At 61.1% G+C, this 24,532-nt stretch carries 21 protein-coding genes; 11 read left to right on the top strand and 10 right to left on the bottom strand.

Translation table 11 applies throughout. The annotated features are described in order from the left end of the window. Positions 1–159 precede the first annotated feature (159 nt). The 6 genes from WA225_RS15615 to WA225_RS15590 all read right to left on the bottom strand — a co-directional run bounded on the left by WA225_RS15615 (position 160) and on the right by WA225_RS15590 (position 8,670). Positions 160–2,814 (bottom strand): TonB-dependent receptor, encoded by a 2,655-nt coding sequence (locus tag WA225_RS15615; RefSeq protein ID WP_422608583.1) that lies wholly within the window; start codon positions 2,812–2,814, stop codon positions 160–162. Positions 2,815–2,932: 118 nt separating this feature from the next. After that, positions 2,933–3,436: an RES family NAD+ phosphorylase gene (locus WA225_RS15610; protein ID WP_422608582.1), complete on the bottom strand. Its 504-nt coding sequence runs from the start codon at positions 3,434–3,436 to the stop codon at positions 2,933–2,935. Further along, on the bottom strand, positions 3,433–3,909 hold the full coding sequence (locus tag WA225_RS15605) for an antitoxin Xre/MbcA/ParS toxin-binding domain-containing protein (protein WP_422608928.1): 477 nt from the start codon (positions 3,907–3,909) through the stop codon (positions 3,433–3,435). Before WA225_RS15605 ends, WA225_RS15610 begins: the two co-directional genes overlap by 4 nt. A 270-nt stretch (positions 3,910–4,179) precedes the next feature. Continuing rightward, positions 4,180–7,101 (bottom strand): TonB-dependent receptor domain-containing protein, encoded by a 2,922-nt coding sequence (locus WA225_RS15600; protein WP_422608581.1) that lies wholly within the window; start codon positions 7,099–7,101, stop codon positions 4,180–4,182. Positions 7,102–7,213: 112 nt separating this feature from the next. Then, complete coding sequence (locus WA225_RS15595) at positions 7,214–8,167, bottom strand: FecR domain-containing protein (RefSeq protein ID WP_422608580.1); 954 nt, start codon at positions 8,165–8,167, stop codon at positions 7,214–7,216. After that, positions 8,164–8,670, bottom strand: a complete 507-nt coding sequence (locus tag WA225_RS15590) for a sigma-70 family RNA polymerase sigma factor (RefSeq protein WP_064120628.1) — start codon at positions 8,668–8,670, stop codon at positions 8,164–8,166. Before WA225_RS15590 ends, WA225_RS15595 begins: the two co-directional genes overlap by 4 nt. A 295-nt stretch (positions 8,671–8,965) precedes the next feature. Here WA225_RS15590 and WA225_RS15585 point away from each other — a divergent pair, with 295 nt between their 5' ends. The 4 genes from WA225_RS15585 to WA225_RS15570 all read left to right on the top strand — a co-directional run bounded on the left by WA225_RS15585 (position 8,966) and on the right by WA225_RS15570 (position 14,119). Then, positions 8,966–10,684: a hydrogenase maturation protein gene (locus WA225_RS15585; RefSeq protein WP_422608579.1), complete on the top strand. Its 1,719-nt coding sequence runs from the start codon at positions 8,966–8,968 to the stop codon at positions 10,682–10,684. Between the two features lie 239 nt (positions 10,685–10,923). Further along, a complete protein-coding gene (locus WA225_RS15580) occupies positions 10,924–11,787 on the top strand; it encodes a LysR family transcriptional regulator (RefSeq protein WP_422608927.1) in 864 nt (287 codons plus the stop codon). Between the two features lie 113 nt (positions 11,788–11,900). Further along, on the top strand, positions 11,901–13,046 hold the full coding sequence (locus WA225_RS15575; RefSeq protein WP_422608578.1) for an SRPBCC family protein: 1,146 nt from the start codon (positions 11,901–11,903) through the stop codon (positions 13,044–13,046). Beyond that, entirely contained in the window at positions 13,043–14,119 is a 1,077-nt protein-coding gene (locus tag WA225_RS15570) for an SMP-30/gluconolactonase/LRE family protein (protein WP_422608577.1), read from the top strand. Before WA225_RS15575 ends, WA225_RS15570 begins: the two co-directional genes overlap by 4 nt. A 132-nt stretch (positions 14,120–14,251) precedes the next feature. Here WA225_RS15570 and WA225_RS15565 read toward each other — a convergent pair whose 3' ends face one another. Both WA225_RS15565 and WA225_RS15560 read right to left on the bottom strand, forming a co-directional pair. Beyond that, positions 14,252–14,416, bottom strand: a complete 165-nt coding sequence (locus tag WA225_RS15565; RefSeq protein WP_422608576.1) for a hypothetical protein — start codon at positions 14,414–14,416, stop codon at positions 14,252–14,254. Between the two features lie 109 nt (positions 14,417–14,525). Further along, a complete protein-coding gene (locus WA225_RS15560) occupies positions 14,526–14,768 on the bottom strand; it encodes a YdcH family protein (protein ID WP_064120633.1) in 243 nt (80 codons plus the stop codon). 203 nt (positions 14,769–14,971) lie between these two features. On the opposite strand from WA225_RS15560, the gene WA225_RS15555 reads away from it, so the two are divergent. Continuing rightward, a complete protein-coding gene (locus tag WA225_RS15555; protein ID WP_064120634.1) occupies positions 14,972–15,493 on the top strand; it encodes a DUF4142 domain-containing protein in 522 nt (173 codons plus the stop codon). A gap of 350 nt (positions 15,494–15,843) precedes the next feature. Here WA225_RS15555 and WA225_RS15550 read toward each other — a convergent pair whose 3' ends face one another. Then, entirely contained in the window at positions 15,844–16,113 is a 270-nt protein-coding gene (locus tag WA225_RS15550; protein WP_422608575.1) for a hypothetical protein, read from the bottom strand. A 250-nt stretch (positions 16,114–16,363) separates the two neighbouring features. Here WA225_RS15550 and WA225_RS15545 point away from each other — a divergent pair, with 250 nt between their 5' ends. The 6 genes from WA225_RS15545 to WA225_RS15520 are packed head-to-tail and all read left to right on the top strand — an operon-like array spanning position 16,364 to position 21,791. Next, entirely contained in the window at positions 16,364–17,215 is an 852-nt protein-coding gene (locus WA225_RS15545; protein ID WP_422608574.1) for an STAS domain-containing protein, read from the top strand. A gap of 4 nt (positions 17,216–17,219) precedes the next feature. Continuing rightward, entirely contained in the window at positions 17,220–17,582 is a 363-nt protein-coding gene (locus tag WA225_RS15540; RefSeq protein WP_422608573.1) for an STAS domain-containing protein, read from the top strand. Further along, positions 17,579–17,983, top strand: coding sequence for an anti-sigma regulatory factor (locus tag WA225_RS15535; RefSeq protein ID WP_422608572.1), 405 nt, complete (start codon positions 17,579–17,581; stop codon positions 17,981–17,983). The genes WA225_RS15540 and WA225_RS15535 overlap by 4 nt, the downstream gene beginning before the upstream one ends. After that, positions 17,980–18,990 carry an ATP-binding protein gene (locus WA225_RS15530; protein ID WP_422608926.1) on the top strand — a complete coding sequence of 337 codons (1,011 nt, stop codon included), beginning with the start codon at positions 17,980–17,982 and terminating at the stop codon, positions 18,988–18,990. The genes WA225_RS15535 and WA225_RS15530 overlap by 4 nt, the downstream gene beginning before the upstream one ends. Continuing rightward, the gene (locus WA225_RS15525; RefSeq protein WP_422608571.1) at positions 18,983–19,858 is read left to right on the top strand and encodes a sensor histidine kinase; all 876 of its coding nucleotides are present in this window, start codon (positions 18,983–18,985) and stop codon (positions 19,856–19,858) included. Before WA225_RS15530 ends, WA225_RS15525 begins: the two co-directional genes overlap by 8 nt. Next, complete coding sequence (locus tag WA225_RS15520) at positions 19,848–21,791, top strand: response regulator (protein WP_422608570.1); 1,944 nt, start codon at positions 19,848–19,850, stop codon at positions 21,789–21,791. The genes WA225_RS15525 and WA225_RS15520 overlap by 11 nt, the downstream gene beginning before the upstream one ends. A 105-nt stretch (positions 21,792–21,896) precedes the next feature. On the opposite strand, the gene WA225_RS15515 is transcribed toward WA225_RS15520, so the two are convergent. Next, a complete protein-coding gene (locus WA225_RS15515) occupies positions 21,897–24,530 on the bottom strand; it encodes an excinuclease ABC subunit A (protein ID WP_422608569.1) in 2,634 nt (877 codons plus the stop codon). Positions 24,531–24,532: the final 2 nt, after the last annotated feature.

Raw genomic sequence — 24,532 nt, 5'->3', positions numbered from 1 at the left:
GTGGTGTTCACAAATTCCATGTGGGAGCTGGCTTGCCAGCGATGAGGCCAGAGCAGTCAACACACCTTCTGCCTACCTGTGATGTGCAACAGGCCGGCGATTTTTATAGGGCAGGCTTTAGATCGATAAGTGACTAAAACCAGCCATTACTGATCATTTTCAAAACTTGTAACTGATCCGCGTGTACAGCGTCCGCCCGAACGGATCGCCATATTTCGGGTCGTAGCCGCTCTGGAATGTGTAAGTCTGGTTGCTGAACGGTGGTTCGCGGTCGAACAGGTTTTTCGCGCCGAGGGTCACGCTCAAGGTCTTGCGCCAGGAGTAGGTGCCGGCCAGATCCCAGACGTTGTAAGAGCCGACATAGTCGTGGGTGTCGCGATCAGAGTCGTGATAGCCGCTGGTGTAACGATTGGTCAGGGCCGCGCCGAACGGGCCGTAATTCCAGCTGCCGGTCAGGCTGTGGCGCCAGCGCGCCACGGCACCCGCCGACGCAAAATCACCGCCTCGGAAATCGCCGAGCTTGTCGATGTAGTCGCCCTTGAGTTGTTGCTGGTAGTCATAACGAGTGACGTAAGTACCTTGCAGGCCGATGCCGAAGTTGCCGTACGGTGTGCTTGGCAGACGGTAATCGAAGCTGACGTCGACGCCGTTGGTCTTGATCTTGCCGAGGTTGGCCAGCCCGGTGACGATGTGATCGATGGAGCCGTCCGGCTTGCGCACCAAACGATCCGGGTACAACTCAGGATTCTCGAATACCGCCGATTCGGGGAACTCGGCAATCTGGTTGGCGATGTCGATCCACCAGAAATCCAGCCCGGCCGTCAGGCGCTCGAATGGTTGATAGACAAACCCGAGGGTGACGTTGCGTGCGGTTTCCGGACTCAGGTCGGTGTTGCCGCCGCTGGTGCGGTTGAACTGTTGCGCACAGTCACGGTTGGCGATCCCGCCGTTGCTCGGATTCCCTCCGGGGCAAAGACGCGGATCGTTGTAGTTGGCGTTGGTGAAACTGGTGAAGGTCGGGTTGTACAACTCATACAACGATGGCGCGCGGAAGCCTTCACTGTAGGCGCCGCGCACCACCAGTTCCTTGAATGGCTGGAAGCGGAACGAGTATTTCGGATTGGTGGTGCTGCCGAAGTCGCTGTACTTGTCGTGGCGTACGGCGGCGGACAGTTCGAGGCTGTCGAGCACCGGCACGTTGACCTCGGCGTACTCGGCGGAGACGCTGCGATCCCCGGCAACACTACCGTTCGGATCAACACCGAGGCTTTGCACGTCGCCGGCAAATGCGGCGAAATCCTGATGAAAATCTTCCTTGCGATACTCGCCACCTAACGCCAATGCCGAAGGACCGGCACCGAACCAGTCGCCGATCTCGCGGCTGATGCGCCCGTCGATGGCCTTGACCCGCCCAACCGCCGTGGCGTAATCACCGTCCACCGCATTGGCCGCCAACAGCGCCGAACCGGCAGCCGTCTGCGGGCCGAACGGGTTGATCACGCCGTTGGCAATGCCGGCGCTGACCGCACGATCGTTGACGTAGCCGTCCTGAATGCTGTTGACCACTTTGTTCTGGTTGTACGAAGCACCGAGGTTGTAATCCCATCCGGCGAGCGTGCCATCGAAACTCAAGAGCAAGCGCTGACTGGTGTTGTCGTCCTCATGCTGGCGCGCGCCAACGGCGGTTTCACGCCAGTTGACGTCCACCGCTTGCGTAGGATCGAGGGCGAAACCGTTCGGTCCCGGCGTGATGCCGTTACCCGGATAGAACGCCGTGCCGGGATTGACCTGATTGCCCATCAACGTGCCGGGACCGATTTGCGTGCGGTTTTCGTTGCGTGCCCAGAAATATTCGAGACTGACGTTGTGATCGTCCGACAGCTTGCCGGTGGCTTTGGCGAAGGCCGACGTCTTCTCGGTTTCCGGGACCAGATCGAGGTAGTTCCACAGGCTTTGCCGGCAGATGCCATTGCGCGCGAGCAACCCCGGCGCGTTGCAGCCGGAGCCTGCCAATGGGTTGGTGGCGTTGCTGCCCTGACTCCAGTTGGCCGGCGATGCGGTGCCGGAGGTGTAATCGAGCCCGCGGTTGGGCTGATAGTTGTAGGTGTAACCGCGATCTTCGGCGGCCAGCCGTTGCTGCTTGTCGTAACTGACCACGCCGAACACGTTGAAGCGATCATCCTGCAAATCACCGAAGCCCCAACTGCCGCTGAAGTTACGGCTCTCACCGCCACCGGCATGCGTCGGTGTGTCGTAGTTGGTACTGATCTGGCCTTCAGTCAGGCTGGTTTTGGTGATGAAGTTGATCACCCCGCCAATCGCATCGGTGCCATACAGCGCCGACGCGCCATCGCGCAGCACTTCCACACGATCGATGGCCGCGAACGGAATGGTGTTGAGGTCGACACCCGAGCCATTGATTGCGTTAGTGGCGTTATTGCTCAAACGCCGTCCGTTGAGCAGTACCAAGGTTTTGTTAGCGCCGATGCCGCGCAAGTCGGCATACGACGCCCCGCCACTGCTCGACCCCACCGAACGCCCGGAGCCAACCGAAGACTGGTTGGCGGAAATGCGACTGACCAGCTCCTCCGTGGTAGTAACCCCCTGCTCGCGCAGCTCTTCGACGCGCAGGATGGTCACCGGCACTGCGGTTTCCGCATCGACCCGCCGGATTGCCGTGCCGGTGACTTCGACCCGTTGCAGTTGCGTGGTTGGTTCGGTTGCGGTGCTGTCGGCAGCGATCGCCGGCAGGGTGTTGATTGCCAGCAGCAAGGCCAGGCTCAAAGGTGATTTGACGGGTGAAAACTGAATCATGAACAGCCATCCCTGCGTTTTGGTTTATGCAGGGATGTGCGATGACGAATCAGGATTTATAGAGGGCGATTTAGACTGTTGGGTGCTGAGGTTATGCAAAAAGAGCCATGCCTCGATATCAATCCGATGCCATTTCCCTCAGCAACCGTGTATCCAGGCCAAAACGCTCTTGAGAGATCATCTTGAACTGCCCCTCTGCCAGATCGCAGCTCACCAACAGATTCCACGAGTGGCGGGTTGCCGCCGAGGGGATCAGGACAAACGGATGTTCATCCAGTAAAGCGTCGGCAAACCGCTGTTGATTGGGCGACGGCCACGCGGGACTCAACCAGTAAGGATTCGGTACCTCTTCGGGCTGAACGACTTTAACCCGTGCATCGCCGATGACCTCAAAGCAAGTCAGCACATAAGGCTCTCTGTCCAGTACATCGAAACTATTATTGGCTGCCACCTCCAGAATGGCCGAGGACGGGTCGACAGATGCATAGACGACTCGCCGGCCAGGCGCATTCCATCGACCGCCCTTCAGTTTTGGACCCATCCCGCTGTCCCACGTATCTCCGTAGGCCTCCTGATCCAGGCGCCAGCCATACCAGTGCCCTTCCCAGGGCAAGGGATTCATGGATAACCCCCGTACAGGAGCCGACACAAGTATTGCTCGACCATCTGGAAGCCCAGTGGATGACGGGTCAGTTCCAACGGTACGTAGCCGTTCAGGTAAGGGGTGGACTTCTGCATCCATATTTCCGCCTGCGGCAGCCCCCCGAACGCCCGAGTGGCCATCTCCAGCACCAGCGCATATTGGTAGGCGACGACACTCTGCTGCGAGTCAAGCCGTACCGATTTGCCTTCCTTCAACAGCCGCTGCACGGTTCTGACAGATTTGCCGGTGATGCGTTTGACCATGTCTTCGCGCAGGTACATTTCGGAAGTTGAAAGCATGTTGACGACGTCGCTCAGCTCAAAGCCCTCGTCGGTAAGGCGGACAATCAGCATGGCATCGTCACCGAGGTCCTGGCCGTGCACGAGCAAATCGACCGGTTTTCCCTCGGCCTTCTTCTGCACCGTCAGCCGGGGTGCTTTTGATCTGGGCATCGCGACATCCTCCATGGGGCATCTGGCGCGATCGTCGATCCAGAAGTTGCGCAGGGAATAAACAGGGGTTTCATGTTCGATGTGTGGGGTACGCATAATAGATCCTTGATCTGGGAGCCTGAGCGTTCAAACCGCTCAGCGACTTCAATGTCAGGTCCGATGCTATAGATCGCGCTTCCGACGACCAACCTGAAAATGTCGTCGGAAATATCCCCTGCTTGCCGCAAAACCCGCCATTTTCCGTAGGACGTCAACGCCAGATTGCTGCCATCAGCCGCCGAAGTGATAACTCACATCCAGCCACCACTGCCGTCCGTACGGGTCATAGTTGCCGGTCGGGTAATACGGCCACCCCGCCGAATCATCGTGTTTGACCTGATTGAGCACGTTGTTCACGGTCAACCCGACACTCGCCCGGTCATTGAGCTTGTAACGCGCACTGGCGTTGAACACCGTCCACGGCGACAGGCGCCCGTCTCCTGCGCCGTTGGTGACTGAACCGTAACGAATGCCCATCAGTGTCGCCGTGGCTTTCTGGTAATCCCAGGTCAGGCTGGCGTTGACCTTGCTACGCCAGTCGTAATTGGTGCGCGAAGTACGCAAGTCTTGCGTCGGCGCTTCGTCCGATTCCTTGTAGTAATGCGACAACACCAGGGTGTAGCCCAGCGCCGAACTGAACGCGCCGTATTGCCCGGCGCCCCAGCGGATATTGCTCTTGAAGTCCAGACCACTGACCCGTTCGCTGGCGGCGTTGATCGCATTGACCCGCACACGATTCAGCTGGTTCGGATCGACTGCGGCATTGCCGGCGTTACGATCGATGCGCGCCAGGGTCGATTGGCAATTGGCCGAGTTGATGTCCTGGGTGCCGTTGCGGCACTCGTTCTCTTGTTGCAGCAAGCGGTTTTCATCGACGGTGGTCAGCAGATCGTCGATCTCGACGCGCCAGAAATCGGTGGAGAAATCGAAGTTGCGCGACGGCGACCAGACAAACCCGTACGTCCACGATTTGCCGCGTTCGGACTCCAGATCCGCCGTGCCGCTCTGGGTGTAATCGACCCGTCCACGATCACACGCGCCCTCGACGCCCTGGCTGCAACCGTAATAGTCGATCTGCGCCGGGTAGTAGCCGTTGCTGTCGGATTGATAGATGTAGTTCAGGTCCGGCGCGCGGAAACTGGTACCGTAACTGCCGCGCAACAACAGGCTGGTCACCGGCCGCCATTCCAGGCCGAGGTTGTAGGTTTTTTGCTGCTCGGTGCGGCCACTGAATTTGTATTGATCCCAACGCCCCGCCGCCGTCGCCAGCACGGTGTCGGTGACCGGAATGCTGAACTCGCCACCGGCCGCATAACGCTTGCGCGAACCACCAGAGCTCTGCGCCGGGCTGACGCCATAGAAGGTGCCATCGTTGAGGCCGTCATCGGGGTCGACGCGGTATTCCTGCTTACCGGCCTCCAGCACCCCGGCGAAGCCCACCGGGCCGGCCGGCAGGTCAAACAGATCACCGTTGACCGAGGCGTTGTAACTGGTCGACACCGATTTGCTGCTCTGGGTCAGGTTGCCACGAAACTGCTGCCACTCCTGCGGTGTCAGCGGCCGATCGAGACGCGAGGCATCCGGGGCGAATACCGGATAGCCGCCGCTGACGCCCAGTTGCGGGCCCAGGTAGAAGTCCTGGATCGACGACAGTGGCGTATAGCGCGTGGTCCTGACACTGCGATATTCCGAGCGATTGGCCGCCAGATCATAACTCCAGCCGGTGTCGGCAATCTTGTCCGAGAGACCGAGGGTGCCGGTCCACGAGGTATCGCGCCACTTGCTGTTGTTGCTGGTGCGCCCGCCAATTTCTTCCTCACCGAAACGGCGATACCAGCGCTCCAGATTGCCGCTGTTCTGATTGATGAAATCCGGCGAAGTGAAGGTCGGCCCGCGCGTGTTGTTCTGGATGTGGTCGAGGCCGTACATCAAATCGGCAAAGACCTGGCCGCTGTCGCTGAAATGCCAGGTGCCACGGGTATAGCCGTCGTAGTTTTCCTTCTGGGTTTGCACGGTCCAGTAATCGTTGTACATCTGGTCGGTGCGGCAGCGCCCGCCGCTGTTGAACAGCTTGTTGTCGAAGGTGCCCTGATAAGCGCCGCAGCCCGGTCCCAGATAACGACTGTTGCTCAGGTCTCGGCGGTAACCGACATCCGCCAGCGGACCGCTTTGCATGAAACCACGGTCATCGGCCCAGATCGGATCGCGGTTGGTCAGCTCCAGGCCGAACAGGCCGTCGAAGTCGCCCCAACTGCCGCCACCGCTGAGCTGCAAGCGCTGATTGTCACCGCCGCCGCGCTCAGACGTGCCGCCCTTCAAGTTAACGTCGATGCCATTGATTTGCTTCTTGAGAATGATGTTGACCACCCCGGCAATCGCGTCCGAACCGTAAATCGCCGAAGCGCCGCTGCTGAGAATTTCGATACGTTCGATGACTGCCGACGGAATGTTCGCCAGGTTGGTGAAATTGACTTTGCCGTCGTACGGTGTCGGGTAATCGGCGACGCGCCGGCCGTTGATCAACACCAGCGTGTGGTTGGGGCCGAGGCCGCGCAAGTTGAGCGCACTGGCCGCCGGCTGCCAGGTGTTGCCGTAGTCTTCGCCCTGGGTCATGCCGGTGTTTTGTGTCTGCGTGGCCAAGGCGTCATAGACGTTTTTGTAGCCGCGCGCTTCCATCTCCTCATGGGTGATGACGTTGACCGGCGTGGCGCCATCGCTCTGTGCGCGAGCAATGCGCGAGCCGGTGACGGTGACTTTTTCCATGCGGTAATCGGCGCTGGTGGCGGGTGCCACGGCGCTGACTGTGGCGGGCGTCGGCACCACCGCATCAGCCTCGCGAACGCTCAAGCCCTGCGCACTTTGCTCGACTTGCAGCCCACTGCCGAGCAGCGCTTTCTCCACCGCCTGACGTCCGCCCAACGCGCCGCGCACGGCCGCACTGCGCTTACCTTGCACCAGTTGCTGACTGAACGAAATCGGCACACCGGTCTGCCGCGAGATGTCCAGCAGCACCTCGTCGAGCGCGCCACTGGCGATATCGAACGTAAACACCGCCGCCGCAGGTTCCTGGGCAAAAACGGTCGCGGGGGCAATGCCCATCACCAAGGCAGCGGCGAGGGTCAATCGAGGCAATTGTTGTTTGAGTAAGAACATCGGGGGGCTTCCCTGTTGAAGGCGTCTGCAGGGAATGAGCAGCGGGCCGGCGCTTTTTATAGGGCGACGATTAGTCCAAGAAGTCATATCGCTATAACCAACACACCCGCCGTTACAGGACTGGCCGTGGTTCGACGCTGACCCAGTAGGGGTTGTGCCAGATGACGCGGATTGGCAGTGAGCGTTCCAGCAACTGCAACGTGCGGTCACTGTCGTCGAGTGGATAGAGGCCGCTGAGGCGCAGGCCGGCGACCTCCGGGCTCAGGTGCAAGACGCCACGGCGGTAAGTGCGCAGGCTGTCGATGACCTCGCTGAGCGGCCGGTCGCGCACCTCTAGCCGCCCTTGCAGCCAGGCACTTTCGTGGCCCTTGCTGCGTTCCACCGAGAGCATGCCCGCGCCGTTGAACAGCGCGCTCTGCCCCGCCGTCACCACTTGCCGCGCACCGCTCGCGGTGACCACTTCGACCTGCGAATGAAGCATGACCAGGCGTGTAGCCTGCGCGCCCTGCTGCACCAGAAACCGCGTGCCGAGCGCACGCATGCGCCCGTGCTCGGTCTCGACCACAAACGGCCGCGACGGATCCTTGGCCACGTCCACCAGCAACTCGCCGCTGCGCAATGCCAGCAGCCGCTGATCGCTGTCGAAAAAAGGCACCACGCGACTGCGCGCATTCAGCGTCAGCGCACTGCCATCGGCCAGCACAAAATCACGCCGCTCGCCGGTGCCGGTGGCCAACTCACCCGCCTCGGGCAACCAGCCAAAACGCCGTCCGAGCAGTCCCGCCAGCAGCGCGATACCGAGCACACTCAAACTGCCGCTGATAAACCGCCGGCGGCTCGAAGGCGCATTCAAACTGTGCAGCAGACTGTTGCGCGGCAGCCCGCGCAACGTCGGATTGCGCAGCAGATTCAGACCACCGCCCATTTGCTCGATGATCTGTTGGTGGCGTGGATCCGCCACGCGCCAGGCCTCGAACGCCGCTCGTTCAGCCAGGCTGACTTCGCCCGATTGCAGCAACGCCAGCCATTGCGCCGCTTCGTCGATCACTGCCTCATCCGCCCTCATGCCTGCATCGCCTGATAGCAGCGCTTGAACGCCTCGACCATGTATTGCTGCACGCGACTGGTGGAGACGCCGAGGCGCTCACCAATCTCGCTGTAAGTCAGACCGTCGAGTTGGTGATAGAGAAATGCTGCCTTGGCTTTCGCCGACAAGCCGTTGAGCAAGCGATCTACCGCCAGCAAGGCCTCAATCACCAACGCACGCTCTTCCGGCGACGGATGCACCGGCTCCGGCGCCAGCGCCAGGCTTTCCAGATAAGCGCGTTCCAGGTCCTGGCGACGCCAGCCTTCGTAAACCAGCCGCCGGGCGATGGTGGTCAACAACGCGCGTGGCTCACGAATGGCCGTCGGGTCCGGCAAGGCCAATACCCGCAGAAATGTTTCCGAAGCGATGTCCTGCGCACTGTGCGGGCACCCCAGCGTGCGGCCGACGGCGGCGCACAGCCAGCGATAGTCCTTTTGGAACATTTGCCCAATGATCTGGTAATGCGGGTTATGCCCACCCATGACTTGCTCCCTGAAACGGGTCCCACCCGCTGCGAAAAACCGTCGTTCTGCCGGGATCGTCCGGCTCTGATCAGGCGCGACTGTGCAATAGCCTCGAAGACATTTGAAGTAATAAAAAATCAGCACAAGCAAACCATTGAGCATAAGCCGCTTCGTCGCCGCAGAAACACTGGCTGACAGAACCTTGACCTCGATCACTGGCGCGTGGACGGCCACTGATTAATCTCGCGGCTCCATCGAAAGCCAGGGACGGCTCACCGAGAGCCGTGGCTAAACCCACTCAAGGAAGAGAAGCATGCGACCTCTCAACATCATTCTGCTGTCGTCGGCGTTCAACGGCCTGACCCAACGTGCGTGGCTAGAACTGCGCGAGGCCGGGCACTCGCCCAGCGTCGTACTGTTTACCGATGAAAACGCCGTGTGCGAACAGATCGAACACAGCGGCGCCGATCTGGTGATCTGCCCGTTCCTCAAGGATCGCGTACCGCAGGCGCTGTGGAGCAACGCCGAACGTCCGGTGGTGATCATTCATCCGGGCATCGTCGGCGATCGTGGCGCCAGCGCCCTGGATTGGGCGATTACCAACGAACTGCCGAGCTGGGGCGTGACCGCGCTGCAAGCCGTCGAAGAAATGGACGCCGGACCGGTTTGGGCCACTTGCGAATTCAACCTGCCTGCGGGCCTGCGCAAGTCCGAGCTGTACAACGGGCGCGTCAGCGATGCGGCGATTCAGTGCATTCGCGAAGTGGTGGAAAAATTCATCGAAGGCTTCGTGCCGGCTGCCCTCGATTACACCGACCCCGCCGTGCGTGGGCGCTTGCAGCCAAACATGAAACAGGTCGACCGCAGCTTTACCTGGCACGATTGCGCGCGGTTCATCAAACGCTGCATCGACGCTGCGGATGGTCAGCCCGGCGTGTTGGCGAGCCTGGCCGGTGGTCAGTATTACGTGTACGACGCGCATCTGGATTCGCGCAGCGGCGTGCCCGGCGAGATTCTCGCGGTGCATGACGATGCGGTGCTGGTCGCGGCCGGCGATCAAAGCCTGTGGATCGGCGCACTACGGCGCAAACCGCAACCCGACGAAGAAACCTTCAAGCAACCGGCACGGCACGTGCTCGCCGGGCAACTGGCCGACCTGCCGGTGCTGGATTGGTCAGTCGCCACGCAGCCGTTCAGCGACGAGGCCTATCAACCGCTCCGCTATCGCGAGTCGGGCCAGGTTGGTGAGTTGACGTTCGAGTTCTACAACGGCGCGATGAGCACCGAACAATGCCAGCGAATGGTCGCCGCGCTGCGCTGGGCCAAGTCCCGTGATACTCAAGTGCTGTTGATCAAGGGCGGGCGCGGCAGCTTTTCCAATGGCGTACATTTGAACGTGATTCAAGCCGCGCAGGATCCGGGCGCCGAAGCCTGGGCGAATATTCAGGCGATCGACGACGTCTGCGCAGAACTGCTGACGGCCCGGCAACTGGTGGTCAGCGGCGTCACCGGCAATGCTGGCGCCGGCGGTGTGATGCTCGCGCTGGCCGCCGATATTGTGTTTGCCCGCGCCGATATCGTACTCAACCCGCATTACAAGAGCATGGGTTTGTATGGTTCCGAATACTGGACCTATAGCCTGCCCCGCGCCGTCGGCCCGGCGATGGCCGAACAACTGACTCAGGCCTGTCTGCCGGTGAGCGCGGTACAGGCGTGGCAACTGGGTATGGTTCAGGAAATCGGTCCGCGCTGCCCGGATGAGTTTTCGCTGTGGTTGCTGCAACGGGCCAATGGAGTTTTGAGCGATCCGACCTATGCAGCGGTGCGCGAGCGCAAGGCGCGGGTTGATCAGGTGTTGATCCAGCAGTGCCGCGAAAACGAGTTGCAAGAGATGCAGGAAGACATGCTCTACAACCGCAGTCAGTTTGCCGAGAAATGCCGCCATTTTGTATACAAGCGCAAGGTGTGTGGCACACCGGCGCGGTTGGTTGAAGCGTGGGCGCGGGTGCGTTCGGTTGAGTTGGCCGGTTGATTTTGTGGTGACTGGTTTCCCCTCACCCTAGCCCTCTCCCCAAGGAGAGGGGACCGAGCCGGGTATATTGGCGATCTACACCGACCTGAGGGTCTTGCTGTGAATCCATAATCGACTGGATCTTTCAGGTCGATGTATGACGAAAGACACCTCGGTCAGTCCCCTCTCCCTCGGGGAGAGGGTTAGGGTGAGGGGCTTTTGCCTTTACAATGCCCGACACCTCTAACACCGGCCCACCCATGGACATCGACCTCGCTCGCACCTTTCTCGAAATCGTCCGTCACGGCAGTCTCGCCGCGGCCGCGCAGAAGCTGTTCGTCACGCAAACGGCGATCACCGCCCGCGTGCAGAAACTCGAAAGTCAGCTGGGCAGCACGCTGTTCGTGCGCAACCGCGCCGGGGCGAAACTGACGGCCAATGGCGAAGCGTTTGTGGTCTACGCCAATCAACTGGTACAGACCTGGGAAGCCGCGCGCCGCGACCTGCCGTTGCCCGAGGGTTACCACAACGTGCTGCACATCGGCGGCGAAGTCAGCCTGTGCAATCCGCTGATGCTCAGTTGGGCCGCCGAGCTGCGCGAGAAGATTCCCGGGCATGCCCTGCGCATGGAAATCCGCGACGGCGAAAATCTGCTGCGGCAACTCGAACTCGGCGTGCTCGACGCCGCATTGGTCTATCAGCCGGAATACTGGCCAGGCTTGCAGGTCGAGCAAGTGCTGGAAGAAAAACTGATTCTGGTGCGCGCCCCCGATCGCCCGGATCCCTATGTCTACATCGACTGGGGCCCGGATTTCCGTCGCCAGCATGACGCCGCCCTGCCGGAAAAAGCCAAAGCCGCACTGAGCTTCAACCTTGGTCCGTTGGCCCTGCAATACATGCTCGAGCACGGCGGCAGCGGCTATTTCCGCACGCGCGTGGTGCGCTCTTATCTGGAAAGCGGCGCGCTGGAAGCGGTGACCAAAGCCCCGGAGTTCAGCTACCCGACCTATCTGGTGTACTCGCGGGACCGCGACTCGGCGACCCTGCAACACGCCTTCGATCTGCTGCGCGAGGTGATCCAGGCCGATGATGACTGGTCACAGCGCTGGAATCCGTTGAGCTGATGCGGCGCCTTTACACCGGAGCATGGCGCAAGTGACATAGAGGTCTGGTCTGCACTACTGGCCGGATCGACTACTCTGCCGGGTATAACAACAAATACCCGCAGGTGAACGCAGTGAGGCAAACCACCGAGGCATTCCGCAGCCGCTATCGTGCGGCCATCCATCCGCGTTACAACCCGTGGCTGCACGGCATCTTTGTGCTGTTGTTCGGCGTGCTGGCCATCGGCGCGTTCTGCAGCGGCGTTCAACACGTCACCTGGCTGGAATGGCTGACCGTGCCGCTGACCCTGTTGTTCTTCAACTTCGCCGTGTACATGGTTCATCGCCATCTCGGCCACCACAAAAAGACCTTCGCCACGCTGTTTTACGCCCGGCATGCCGGCGATCATCACAGCTTCTTCACGCCCGGCCACATGACTTACGACGGCCCCCGCGACTGGCGGGTGATTCTGTTCCCGGCCTGGCTGATCGTACTGCACACGCTGGTGATTTCCCTGCCGCTGTGGTGGCTGGTCGCGCAGTTCAACGGCAACGTCGCCGGCCTGTTCGGCGGCTGCATGGTCCTCGGATATCTGACTTACGAAGTGTTCCATGCCTGCGAACACCTGCCGCCCGACAACCCGCTGACACGCCTGCCGTGGATCCGCCAGATGCGCCGTCTGCACGAACTGCATCACCGTCGCGAACGCATGCAAGAGCGCAATTTCAACATCGTCTTGCCGCTGATGGATTACCTGTTCGGCACCCTCTACTGGGAACCGGACGTCGCCCCTTTGAGCTATTCGAGAATGCCCATGACCCGCCTGCAGCACCACATCGATATCGCCGGCGAGCCGGTGGCCGTGCTCGCCTACGCCGCCAGCGTCAACCGTTGGCCGGAGTGGCACCCCTCGTCGCTGAAGATCGACGGCCCGCAAGGTCCGCTGCATGCCGGCGCGCATTTCGAAGAGGACATTCATGCCGGTGGCCGTGAAGGTCATCTGAGCTGGGAAGTCACTGAGTACCTGCCCGGTCGGCGCTGGTGCGCGCGGGCGCAGGGTGATCACGGCCTGTCGCTGCGGCTGACTTATGAGTGCTCGGCTGAGGGCGCTGCAACACGATTTGTGCGCACGCTGGATTATCGATTTGACGGATTGGGCATGCGCATTGCCAATCAGTTGCTGCTCAAACGGCGTATTGATCGCGAATCCGCCGCGTCGCTGCTGGCGTTGCGCGACAAGGCGGCGCAGTACCTCGCCTCGGCAAGGGCCAGCGCATGAAGTGGCGGCATGTTGTGCTGCTGCTGAGCATCCTCGTCATCGGTTTTTTGTTGCTGATGCCCACCCGGGTTGAACCGCTGGCCTGGACACCGCCGCCAGCGCCGTCGCTGACAGACGGGATCTATGCCGAGAACCAGAAACTCAAAGCTACGGCCCAGGTCGGACCGAGCGATATCGAGGGCCCCGAAGCCTTGTTGCTGGAGCAGGATTACCTGATCACCGGCTTGCATGACGGGCGCCTGATCCGCACCAGCCTCGACGGCAAGGAACGCAAAGTGCTCGCCGACACCGGCGGCCGGCCACTGGGCCTGGCGCGGCATCCGAATGGCTTGCTGGTGATTGCCGATGGCGTCAAAGGCTTGCTGTCGCTCGATGCACAAGGACGCCTGATTCCGCTGACCACCGCCGCCAACGGTCTGGACTTTGGTTTCACTGATGATGTGGCGATCGACAAATCCGGGCATTACGCCTACTTCAGCGATGCCTCCAGCCGTTGGGGTTACGGCCATGACGGCGAGGCGATCATCGAGCACGGCGGTGATGGGCGTTTGCTGCGCTATGACTTCCAGAGCGGTAAAACCAGCGTGCTGCTGGACAAACTGGAGTTCGCCAACGGCGTAACCCTCGGCCCGGACGACGCCTATGTGCTGGTCAACGAAACCGGCGCGTATCGCATCAGCCGTTACTGGCTGACCGGGCCGAAAGCCGGCACTCACGACCTGTTCATCGATAACTTGCCGGGGCTGCCGGACAACCTCGCGTTCAATGGCAGCAACCGGTTCTGGGTGGCGTTGTATGCGCCGCGCAATGCTTTGCTCGACGGCACTGCGGGGCATCCGTTCGTGCGCAAGATGATCGTGCGGGCGCTGAGGGTTTTACCGAAACCGGTGGAGAAACGCGGGTTTGTTTTGGGGCTGGATCTGGACGGCAAGGTGATTGCCAATCTGCAGGATGCGAGCAGTGGCAATTACTCGCCGATCACTACCGTGCGCGAGTATGGGCCGTGGTTGTATTTCGGCTCGTTGAAGGCGATGCATATGGCGCGGATGCCGTTGGATGCGGCGCTGAAGTGAATCCTCAGGCTTGGCGTTGAATGGACGGACGCCATCGCTGGCAAGCCAGCTCCCACAGGTATCGCGTTGGCCATGAACTTTGTGAACGACGGAGAACCCTGTGGGAGCTGGCTTGCCAGCGATGGCGGTCTGTCAGTTGCTGGATTTGTCGAACTTGTCCGGATCTTCGTCTTCCGGCAGATCCTCATCCGGCTCCTCGGGATTAGCCGTGGTATGCGCCGGGCTGTTCGGTTCGGGATGGGTGGGAACCGGGTCGAATGCGCCCAGCTCTTCACTGGGAAATTTGGGATCGTTCATAAGGCACCTCGCAAAGAGTCGGTAAAGGAAGACTCTGAACATTCGAGGTGCCGGTCGTGGCTGTCGTTCCAGTCAATTCACCACCGAGGGGCGGTGGCGCGACTGGCGGTCAAGATTGTGCCTGCAATTGCGCGACGATCTTGTCTTTGACCTGCAAGCGTTTCTCTTTGAGCTTTTTCAGCGTGTCATCGCTGGGAGCATCCGAGGTCGCCGTCTCGGCCTTGACGACGTCGGCGTCCGCCTGGGAATACTTGTTGATCAGTGCGTCCAGATGTGGATCCGCGGTGCGTTTTTGCTGGATCTCTTCCTTCGTAAGCTTCAAGTCCTGTAACAGATCATGGGTCACCGGCATGGAACACCTCCGTCAGTTGATCGGCAGCCAACGCGACCGCTGCGCTGGCCAGTTATCAGAATGGCCTCGGTTGCAGGGTTCTGTCGACCACCTGTCAGACCAGCGGTGCCCGTTCGTCGCCCTGTCGCAAATGCGATAAAACCTTTATTCGCAACGTTGCCTCCATTGGTTAACCCCAACAAAAACTGCGTGGAGATACACCAATGGACGGATTCAACCTGCGTCATCTGTTTCTGGCTGTCGCTTTGAGCACTGGCATGGGCAGCGCCTTCGCGGCCACCGACAACAACTTCGTCGATAACGCCGCCGCCGGTGGTATTGCCGAAATCGAAACCAGCCGTCTGGCCCTGGAAAAAAGCCAATCGGCCGACATCAAAGCCTTCGCCAACATGATGATCACCGACCATGGCAAGGCCAACGATGAACTGGCGAGCATTGCTCAGGCCCACGACATCAAGGTGCCGGACACCACCACACTGGTGAAACAGGCCAAGGAAAAAATCCTCGACCTGCGCGATGAGTCCTTTGATGCCGCTTACGCCAACAATCAGGTGAAGGCGCACGAGGAGACCATCGAGTTGTTCAAGAAAGAAGCCAATACCGTGACGGATGACAAGGTTAAAGGTGCCCCTGAATTGAAGGCATTTGCGCAGAAAATGCTGCCGGCGCTGGAGAAACATCTGGCGGCGGCAAAAGAGCTGCAGGCAAAACATCCGAGCAAGTAAAAAGCCTTACCCTCACCCCAGCCCTCTCCCGGAGGGAGAGGGAGCCGACCTTGTTGGATGTTCGGGTTACATCGACCTGAAATCTCGAGTTGAATTCAGGTTGTGAAAGGCACCGAGATCGGCTTGCTTCCTTTGGCGAGGGAGCCGACCGGGATGGATGTTCGAGTTACATCGACCTGAAATCTTGAGTTGAGCTCAGGTTCTGAAAGGCATCGAGATCGGCTCCCTTTCCCCCTCGCCCCCTTGGGGGAGAGGGTTGGGGTGAGGGGGATCGATCTCAGCCACACCACCAAACCCAAGCGAAAAAAAGGCCGCACCCACTGGATGCGGCCTTGTCATATCCGCCGAAATCAACCGCCATCCGTATCGATATCAGCATCCGTCTCCTCCCCCGGCTTCGCCCGATCCGGCTGCGGTTTGAAGCCCGGGCTGAACTCATTGTCGTTGTCGGTATGTTTTTGCTTCTGATCCACCGCCGGGTCCGCACTCTGCGCCTGCTCTTTATCGCCCTGCTGTTGCGTCGGCGCCGGCTGCCCCGGCACCTGCGGGTCGATGGCCGGATCGTTGCGGTTGATCGGTTCGGCGGATGGGTTCTGCTGATGTTGCGTTTGCTCGTTCATGGCCACCTCGTTCGTCAAAGCCAACCCGACACACACCCGTCGGGCCTTGAAGTTTCGAAACCTGTGCCCCGACAACGTTCAAAACATCGCCTTTCGTGGCTACGGCGGCTAGAGTTACCGGGACGTTCCTTGCGCCAGATCAAAAATATACGTGCAAGAACGAACAACTATTTCGAACGGCAAATGTCGATCATTCCGCGGCGATCACTTTCCACGATCGCCCCCCTATTCGCGACGGAGCAACAGGCACATGGCAGCACTGCAGAACAGCACACTCGATGCGATGAAAAACAAACAAGCACAACTGCTGGGCGAATGGATCAACGGCCTGCAAGCCAGCGGCGCCACCCGTAACCTGAAAGAGCACGATCTGCAGCAACAGACCAGCGAATTCCTGCAATTGGTTGTCAGTGGCATCGAGAACGACAACGGCTCCAATATCGCCGCGCCGGGCTGGGACGCCATCCGCCAGTTCCTCGAAAAGCTCTCCCACAGCCGTGCCCTGCTCGGCCAGGATTCGCAACAGACTGCCAGTTTCATCTTCGCCCTCAAGGGCCCGCTGTTTAACCTGCTCCAGGCCCATTACAAAGACCAGCCGGCGCTGCTCGCCGAACAGCTGTGGGAAATCTCCGAACTGCTCGATGCGCTCGGCATGCACACCATCCGCACCTTCCAGAAATCCCGCGAGGCGGTGATCAAGCGCCAGCAGGAAGAACTGCTGGAGCTGTCGACCCCGGTGGTCAAGCTGTGGGACGGCGTGCTCGCCCTGCCAATGATCGGCACGCTCGACTCGCAACGCACGCAAGTGGTGATGGAATCGCTGCTGCAACGCATCGTCGACACCGGCTCGGAAATCGCCATCATCGACATCACCGGCGTACCTACCGTCGACACCCTGGTCGCCCAGCACCTGCTGAAAACCGTCACCGCGATCCGCCTGATGGGCGCCGACTGCATCATCAGTGGCGTACGTCCGCAAATCGCGCAGACCATCGTCCACCTCGGCCTCGACCTGCAAGGCGTTGTCACCAAAGCCAATCTGGCGGATGCCTTGAAACTGGCCCTGACCCGCCTGGGCATCAGCATCGGCAAAGCGGTCTGAACCCATGGAAAGAATTCCGATTCTTCAGATGGGCAAGTTCCTGCTGGTGACCATTCAGGTCGACATGCATGACCAGCTCGCCCTCACCTTGCAGGACGACTTGTCCGAGCGCATCAGCACGACCTCGGCGCGTGGCGTGCTGATCGATATCTCGGCGCTGGACATGGTCGATTCGTTCATTGGCCGAATGATCAGCACGATCTCCGGCCTGTCGAAAATCATGGACGCCGAAACCATGCTGGTCGGCATGCAGCCGGCGGTGGCGATCACCCTGGTCGAACTCGGCCTGACCCTGCCCGGTGTCAGCACGGCATTGAACGTCGAGCGCGGGATGAAGCTGCTGCAGGAACGAGTAGACCGGCAATGACCGTACGCAGCAGCGGTACTCAACCCATCCACATCGAGCAAGATGTCGTGCTCGCGCGCCAGACCGCACGCAAACTGGCCAGTGAATGCGGAATGCGCCTGATCGACCTGACGAAAATGGTCACGGCCGTCAGCGAACTGGCGCGCAACACCATGGTTTACGGTGGCGGCGGCGACATGGACTGGCAAATTCTCGATGAGGATCACAAGGTCGGCCTGCGCCTGACCTTCCGCGACGAGGGCCCGGGCATTCCCGACCTGAAACTGGCGATGACTGACGGCTGGACGTCCGGCAGCGGCATGGGCCTGGGCCTGACCGGCGCCAAACGCCTGGTCGAAGAGTTCGAACTGGAAACAGAGCCCGGCAAAGGCACACGCATAACGATCACACGATGGACATGAATATCGGCGCAAGCCTGACGCAAGTGCTGCCCATAGAAGACAGCAGCCAGATCGGCCACGCACGGCGTACTGCGCAGCAACTGGCCGAGCAACACGGGTTCGATGAGCGCGATGCCGGGCGAGTGGCGCTGGTGGCGACGGAGCTGGCAAGTAACGTGCTCAAACACGCCAACCACGGCGAAATGCACCTGCGGGTGTTGCCGCGCGCCGATGGTTTCGGCCTGGAAATGCTCGCCATCGATCGTGCCCAGGGCTTTGATCTGGAGGCCTGCCTGGCCGACGGTTTTTCTACCGGTGGCACGCAAGGCATCGGCCTCGGCGCGGTATCGCGCCAGACCGAGGTGTTCGATGTGTATGCCGATGCCCGCGGCGCGGTGTTATTGGCCCGCCTGTATCCGCGCACCGATCGCGCACCCGACATGCGCTTCGGTGTCAGTCAGCATTCACTGCACAACGATCCCGCGTGCGGCGATGTCTGGCACCTGGCCTATGAAGACGGCAACCTCAGCGCGCTGATCGTCGACGGCCTGGGTCACGGTGAAGAAGCCGAACGCGCCGGCCGCGCCGGCGCCGAAACCTTTGCCCTGTCGCCGTTCGCCGAACCGGTGATGCTGATGGAAGACATGCACCGCGACATGATTGGCACCCGTGGCGGCGCCGTCGCGTTTGCCCAGTTCGATGCCCGGTGGGACCGCCTGACGTTTGCCGGTGTCGGCAACATCGGCGGCAGTCTGATCAACGCCGAAAAAACCCGCGGACTGGCCTCGCATCCGGGTATTGTCGGCGTGCAATACCGGAAAGCCCGGCCTTTTGACTATGCTCACGTGAATGGACATCTTTTGATCATGTACAGCGACGGCTTGCAGTCCCGTTGGAACCTTCAAGACTACCCCGGTCTGGTGCACCGCCATCCCGCCGTGATAGCCAGCGTCCTGCACCGCGATTTCTGTCGCGGGCGCGACGATGTAACGGTGCTGGTCGTTGCCCTGGAGGCCGCCCATGGCTGAATCGCCCATTCTGAGCAGCGCCGAACAGACTGCGCTGATTGCACAGTTGCAGAGCGAGACCGCGGCCCTGCGCGAAGAACTCGATGAAACCAATCAGGGCGTGCTGGCCCTGTACGCAGAACTCGACACACAGGCAGAGGAATTGCGCCAGGCTTCGGACCTGAAAAGCCGCTTTCTCTCGTACATGAGTCATGAGTTTCGCACGCCACTGGGTTCGATCCTGAGCATCAACAGCCTGCTCGCCGACGAACTTGACGGCCCGCTCAGCCCGGAGCAGCACAAGCAAGTGGCATTCGTCAGCACCGCCGCCCGCGAGCTCAGCGACATGGTCGACGACTTGCTCGATCTGGCGAAGATCGAGGCCGGGCGCATCAGCATTTCCCCGGCGTGGTTCGACATGTTCGACCTGTTCTCGGCGCTGCGCGGGATGTTCCGGCCGATTGTCGATGCGTCGGCGGTGGATTTGATCTTTGAAGAACCGATCGGCTTGCCCCGGCTGTACACCGATGACAAGAAACTCGGGCAAATCCTGCGTAACTTCATTTCCAATTCGCTGAAATTCACCACCCGTGGCGAAGTGCGGGTTTCCGCGCGGCTCGAAGGTGCGGACAAGATCCGTTTCGCCGTCAGCGACACCGGAATCGGTATCGCTGCCGAGCTGCATGGCGCATTGTTCGAAGACTTTTCCCAGGTCGACTCGCCGTTGCAGAAACGCCTGCGTGGCACCGGGCTGGGCCTGTCCCTGTGTAAACGCTTCGCCGCCCTGCTCGGCGGTGAAGTCGGGCTGGAAAGCACGCCGGGGGTCGGTTCGACCTTCTTCGTGATCATTCCACTGGCGATCGCTCTGGAGAACGTCGATGAAACGTGACATCCGCCTGTTGATCGTCGACGACAACGTCGCCACCCGCTACGCCCTGCGTCGGCGGCTGGAGCGTCACGGCTATGAAGTGCTGGAGGCCGGCACGGGTGGCGAGGGGCTGGCGCTGATCGACAGCGAAGCACTCGATGCGTTGATTCTCGACGTCAATCTGCCGGACATGAGCGGCTTCGACATCGTGCGCATTTTGCGCGCCGACAGCCGCACCGCGCTGCTGCCGGTGATCCATGTCTCGGCGGCGTCGATTCAGACTGGCGATATCATCACCGGCCTCGATGCCGGCGCCGATGCCTACCTGATTCACCCGGTCGACCCCGACGTGTTGCTGGCCACCCTGCGTACGCTGCTGCGGGTGCGCGACACGGAAAATGCCCTGCGCGAAAGTGAAGCGCGGTTTCGCGAGATTTTCGCCAACGTTTCCGCACCGATTGCAGTGCTCGATGCCAGCCTCAAGGTGCATGAGTGCAACCATGCCTTCGCGCAACTGATTCTCGACAATCAGGACCCGCAAATCCTGCGTGAATGCTTCGCCGAGGAGCAGAGCGCCATCCTCAATGAACTGCGCCTGCGGCTGGTCGATGGCGAGCGCTGGAAGGGCACGCTGAACATGCGTGTGCAGGGCCAGATCCGCGAAACCGAGTGGCAGATTTCGCCGTACCGCACCCCCGAATCAAGCCTGGTATTCGTCGAGGATGTCACCGAGCACCGGCATCGCGAGCGCTCGCATCTGGCGCGTCTGGACGACACCACCACGCAACTGGCCAAGGAAGTCGCCGAACGTGCGCGCGCCGAGGCGCAGTTGCTGCAAGTGCAGAAAATGGACGCGCTGGGCAAACTCACCGGCGGTATCGCCCACGACTTCAACAACCTGCTGACCGGCATCATTACCAGCCTTGAGTTGATTCAAAAACGCGTGGCCGATGCGCGTCCGGACAAGGTGCAGTTTTACGCCGAGGCGGCGCTGAATTCAGCGATGAGCGCAGCATCCCTGACCCATCGCCTGTTGGCGTTTGCCCGTCAGCAACCGCTCGACACCCGCCCGGTGGACATCAACGAGCAGGTGCGCTCGCTGGAAGAATTGCTGATGCGCACCATCGGTGAACGCATCACCCTCAAACTTGAGCTGACCAATAAACCGGCCATCGCGCTGGTCGACCCGGTGCAACTGGAAAGCGCCGTGTTGAATCTGGTGATCAACGCCCGCGATGCGTTGCCTTCGGGCGGCAATATCTGGGTCAACACCTACTCGGCGTATTCCCACGGCGATCCGAATCTGGCTGACGGAGCTTACGTGGCGCTGTCGGTGCGCGATGACGGTACAGGCATCGAGCACAACGTGATCGACAAGGTGTTCGATCCGTTCTTCACCACCAAACCGCTCGGCCAAGGCACCGGTTTAGGGCTGTCGACGATCTACGGTTTCGCCCGTCAATCGGGTGGCGATGCGCACATCCGCAGCGTCGCGCGGCGTGGCACCGAAGTGACGATCATGTTGCCGGCCACCACTGACCCGACTGGCGTCGACACCCCCGCGCCAGTGGTCGACCCGCAGGGCACCGGCGAACATGTGCTGATTGTCGAAGACATGTCGGCGGTGCGCATGTTTGTCACCGAAGTGCTGGAGGACGCCGGTTATCGCTGCACGCAGGCGGCGGATATTGAAACAGCGCTGGAGCGCTTGCAGAACGATCCGTCGATCAACCTGTTGCTGACCGATGTTGGCCTGCCGCGCATGAGCGGTCGCGAGCTGGCGGATGTCGCGCGCGGTTGGCGTGACGCGCTGCCGATTCTGTTCATGACCGGTTATGCAGAAACAGCGCTCAATCGTCAGGTGTTTCTGGGCAGTGGCATGGACATGCTGGTCAAGCCGTTTCAGATCAGTGAACTGCTCGACAAGGTTCGCCGCACCCTCGATGGCGCCTGACCCAACGCCTTCGCGAGCAAGCTCGCTCCCACAAATATTTCTGTAGATTACAGATCCAATGTGGGAGCGAGCTTGCTCGCGAAAGCGTCAGTCCAGCCAACACCGTTAGCGGTTCAACGCCCGGGCGAGATACGGCGCAGTACGGCTCTTCTTGCTCGCCGCAACCTTCTGCGGCGTGCCCGCCACCACAATTCTGCCGCCCTGATCCCCCGCCCCCGGCCCGATGTCGATCACCCAGTCACTCTGCGCCACCACGCGCATTTCGTGCTCGACCACGATCACCGTGTGCCCCGCCGTCACCAGCGTATCCAGCTGTTCCAGCAATCGATCGACATCGCGCGGATGCAACCCGGTGGTCGGTTCATCCAGCACATACAAGGTCGCGCCGCGCTGGTTGCGCTGCAACTCGGTGGCCAGTTTGATCCGCTGCGCCTCGCCGCCGGACAACTCCGTGGCCGGTTGGCCCAGGCGCAGATAGCCCAGACCGATGTCGCGCAGCACTTCCAGCGAACGACGAATCCCCGGCTGCTCGGCAAACACCGTCACCGCTTCAGCGACGGTAAGTTGCAGCACCTGCGCGATGCTCAGGCCCTCCCAGAGAATCGCCAGCGTCTGCGGGTTGTAGCGCGCGCCATGGCAGGTCGGGCACGGTGCGTAGACGCTGGGCATGAACAGCAATTCAACACTGACAAAGCCTTCGCCTTCGCACGTCGCGCAGCGGCCCTTGGCGACGTTGAACGAGAACTGCCCGGCGTCATACCCCGCCGCTTGCGCGTCGGGCGTGGCGGCGAACAGCTTGCGCACGTTGTCGAACAGCCCGGTGTACGTCGCCAGGTTGGAGCGTGGCGTGCGGCCGATGGGTTTCTGGTCGACCTGCACCAGACGCTTGATCGACTCCAGCCCTGAGGTCACCTGGCCGCCGCTGACCTGCGGCGCGTCATCTTCGAGGCTGAGTTCTTCCGGCTCAGCGTCAACGGTCGGCCGTCCGAGCTGCGCGCCCACCAGCTCAAGCAATGCCTGACTGACCAGACTCGATTTGCCCGAGCCAGACACGCCGGTCACCGAGGTAAAGCAACCCAGCGGAAACTCGGCACTGAGGTTGTTCAGGTTATTGCGCGTGATGCCGTCGAGTTTCAGCCACGCCGTCGGTTTGCGCGCAGTGCGGGTCTGACGCTGCGCTTCGGCAAACAGATAAGCACGAGTCTGCGATTGCTCGATCTCGGCCAGACCTGCCGGGGGGCCGCTGTACAACACCTGCCCGCCCTGCTCGCCCGCCGCCGGCCCGACGTCGATCAACCAGTCGGCGCGGCGCATGGTTTCCAGGTCATGCTCGACCACAAACAGCGTGTTGCCGTCAGCCTTCAAGCGTTGCAAGGCTTCGAACAGCGCTTCGCCATCGGCCGGGTGCAGGCCGGCGGAGGGTTCATCCAGCACATAGATCACGCCAAATAACTGCGAGCCCAACTGCGTTGCCAGGCGCAAGCGCTGCAACTCACCGGACGACAGCGTTGGCGTGCTGCGTTCCAGCGCCAGATAACCCAGGCCCAGATCGGTCAGGGTGCTGACCCGCTCCAGCAAATCCTCGGCAATGCACTGCGCGGCCAAACGTTTTTCCAGCGACAGGTTTGGCGTGTGCCGTACATCCGGTGCACTCGCATGCCCGCTGGCGCCATGGGCCACGCGCTGCTGGCGAGCCTCGCGGGTTTGCGCGTGGCTCAACGTCTCGCCAGTTTCTTCAGGCTGCTCGAGGTAACTGAGCGCTGCCACTGGCCTGAGTACGTCAGCCACTTGCAGCAAAGGCATCTGCGCCAGCTCACCGATGTCATACCCGGCAAACGTCACCGACAACGCTTCACGTTTCAGGCGCTTGCCGTCACACAACGGACAAGGACTGCCGAGCATGAACTGCGCAACACGCTTCTTCATCAGCGCACTTTGCGAATGACTGAAGGTGTGCAGGATGTAGCGCCGGGCGCCGCTGAAGGTGCCCTGATAACTCGGTTCCATCTTGCGCTTGAGGGCGACGCGGGTTTCTTCCGGGGTCAGCCCGGCGTATACCGGCACGGTCGGGGTGTCTTCGGTGAAGAGGATCCAGTCGCGCTGTTTTTTCGGCAGCTTTTTCCACGGGATGTCGACATCGATGCCCATGGTCACGAGGATGTCGCGCAGGTTCTGCCCCTGCCACGCCAACGGCCAGGAAGCCACGGCGCGCTGGCGGATGGTCAGGTTCGGGTCCGGCACCATCAGCGCTTCGGTGACTTCATACACCCGCCCGAGGCCATGGCATTCCGGGCAGGCGCCCTGCGGCGTGTTCGGCGAAAAATCCTCGGCGTAAAGCATCGGCTGCCCCGGCGGGTAACTGCCGGCGCGCGAATAGAGCATGCGGATCAGGCTCGATAACGTCGTCACGCTGCCCACCGATGAGCGCGTGCTTGGCGTGCCGCGTTGCTGTTGCAGGGCCACGGCCGGCGGCAGGCCTTCGATGGAGTCGACATCCGGCACGCCGACCTGATCGATCAGCCGTCGCGCGTAGGGCGCCACTGATTCGAAGTAGCGGCGCTGGGCTTCGGCATACAAGGTCGAGAACGCCAACGAGGATTTGCCCGAACCGGACACGCCGGTGAACACCACCAGCGCATCGCGGGGAATGTCGACGTCGACGTTTTTCAGGTTGTGTTCACGGGCGCCGCGCACCCGGACCATGCCGGCGGGCGCTTTGGAGGTGCGTTTGGAAGTCATCG

This window comes from Pseudomonas sp. (assembly GCF_049300855.1).
Lineage (GTDB): Bacteria > Pseudomonadota > Gammaproteobacteria > Pseudomonadales > Pseudomonadaceae > Aquipseudomonas.
The sequence above is the reverse complement of the archived record's forward strand: the minus strand, read 5'-3'. Positions and strand labels throughout refer to the sequence as shown.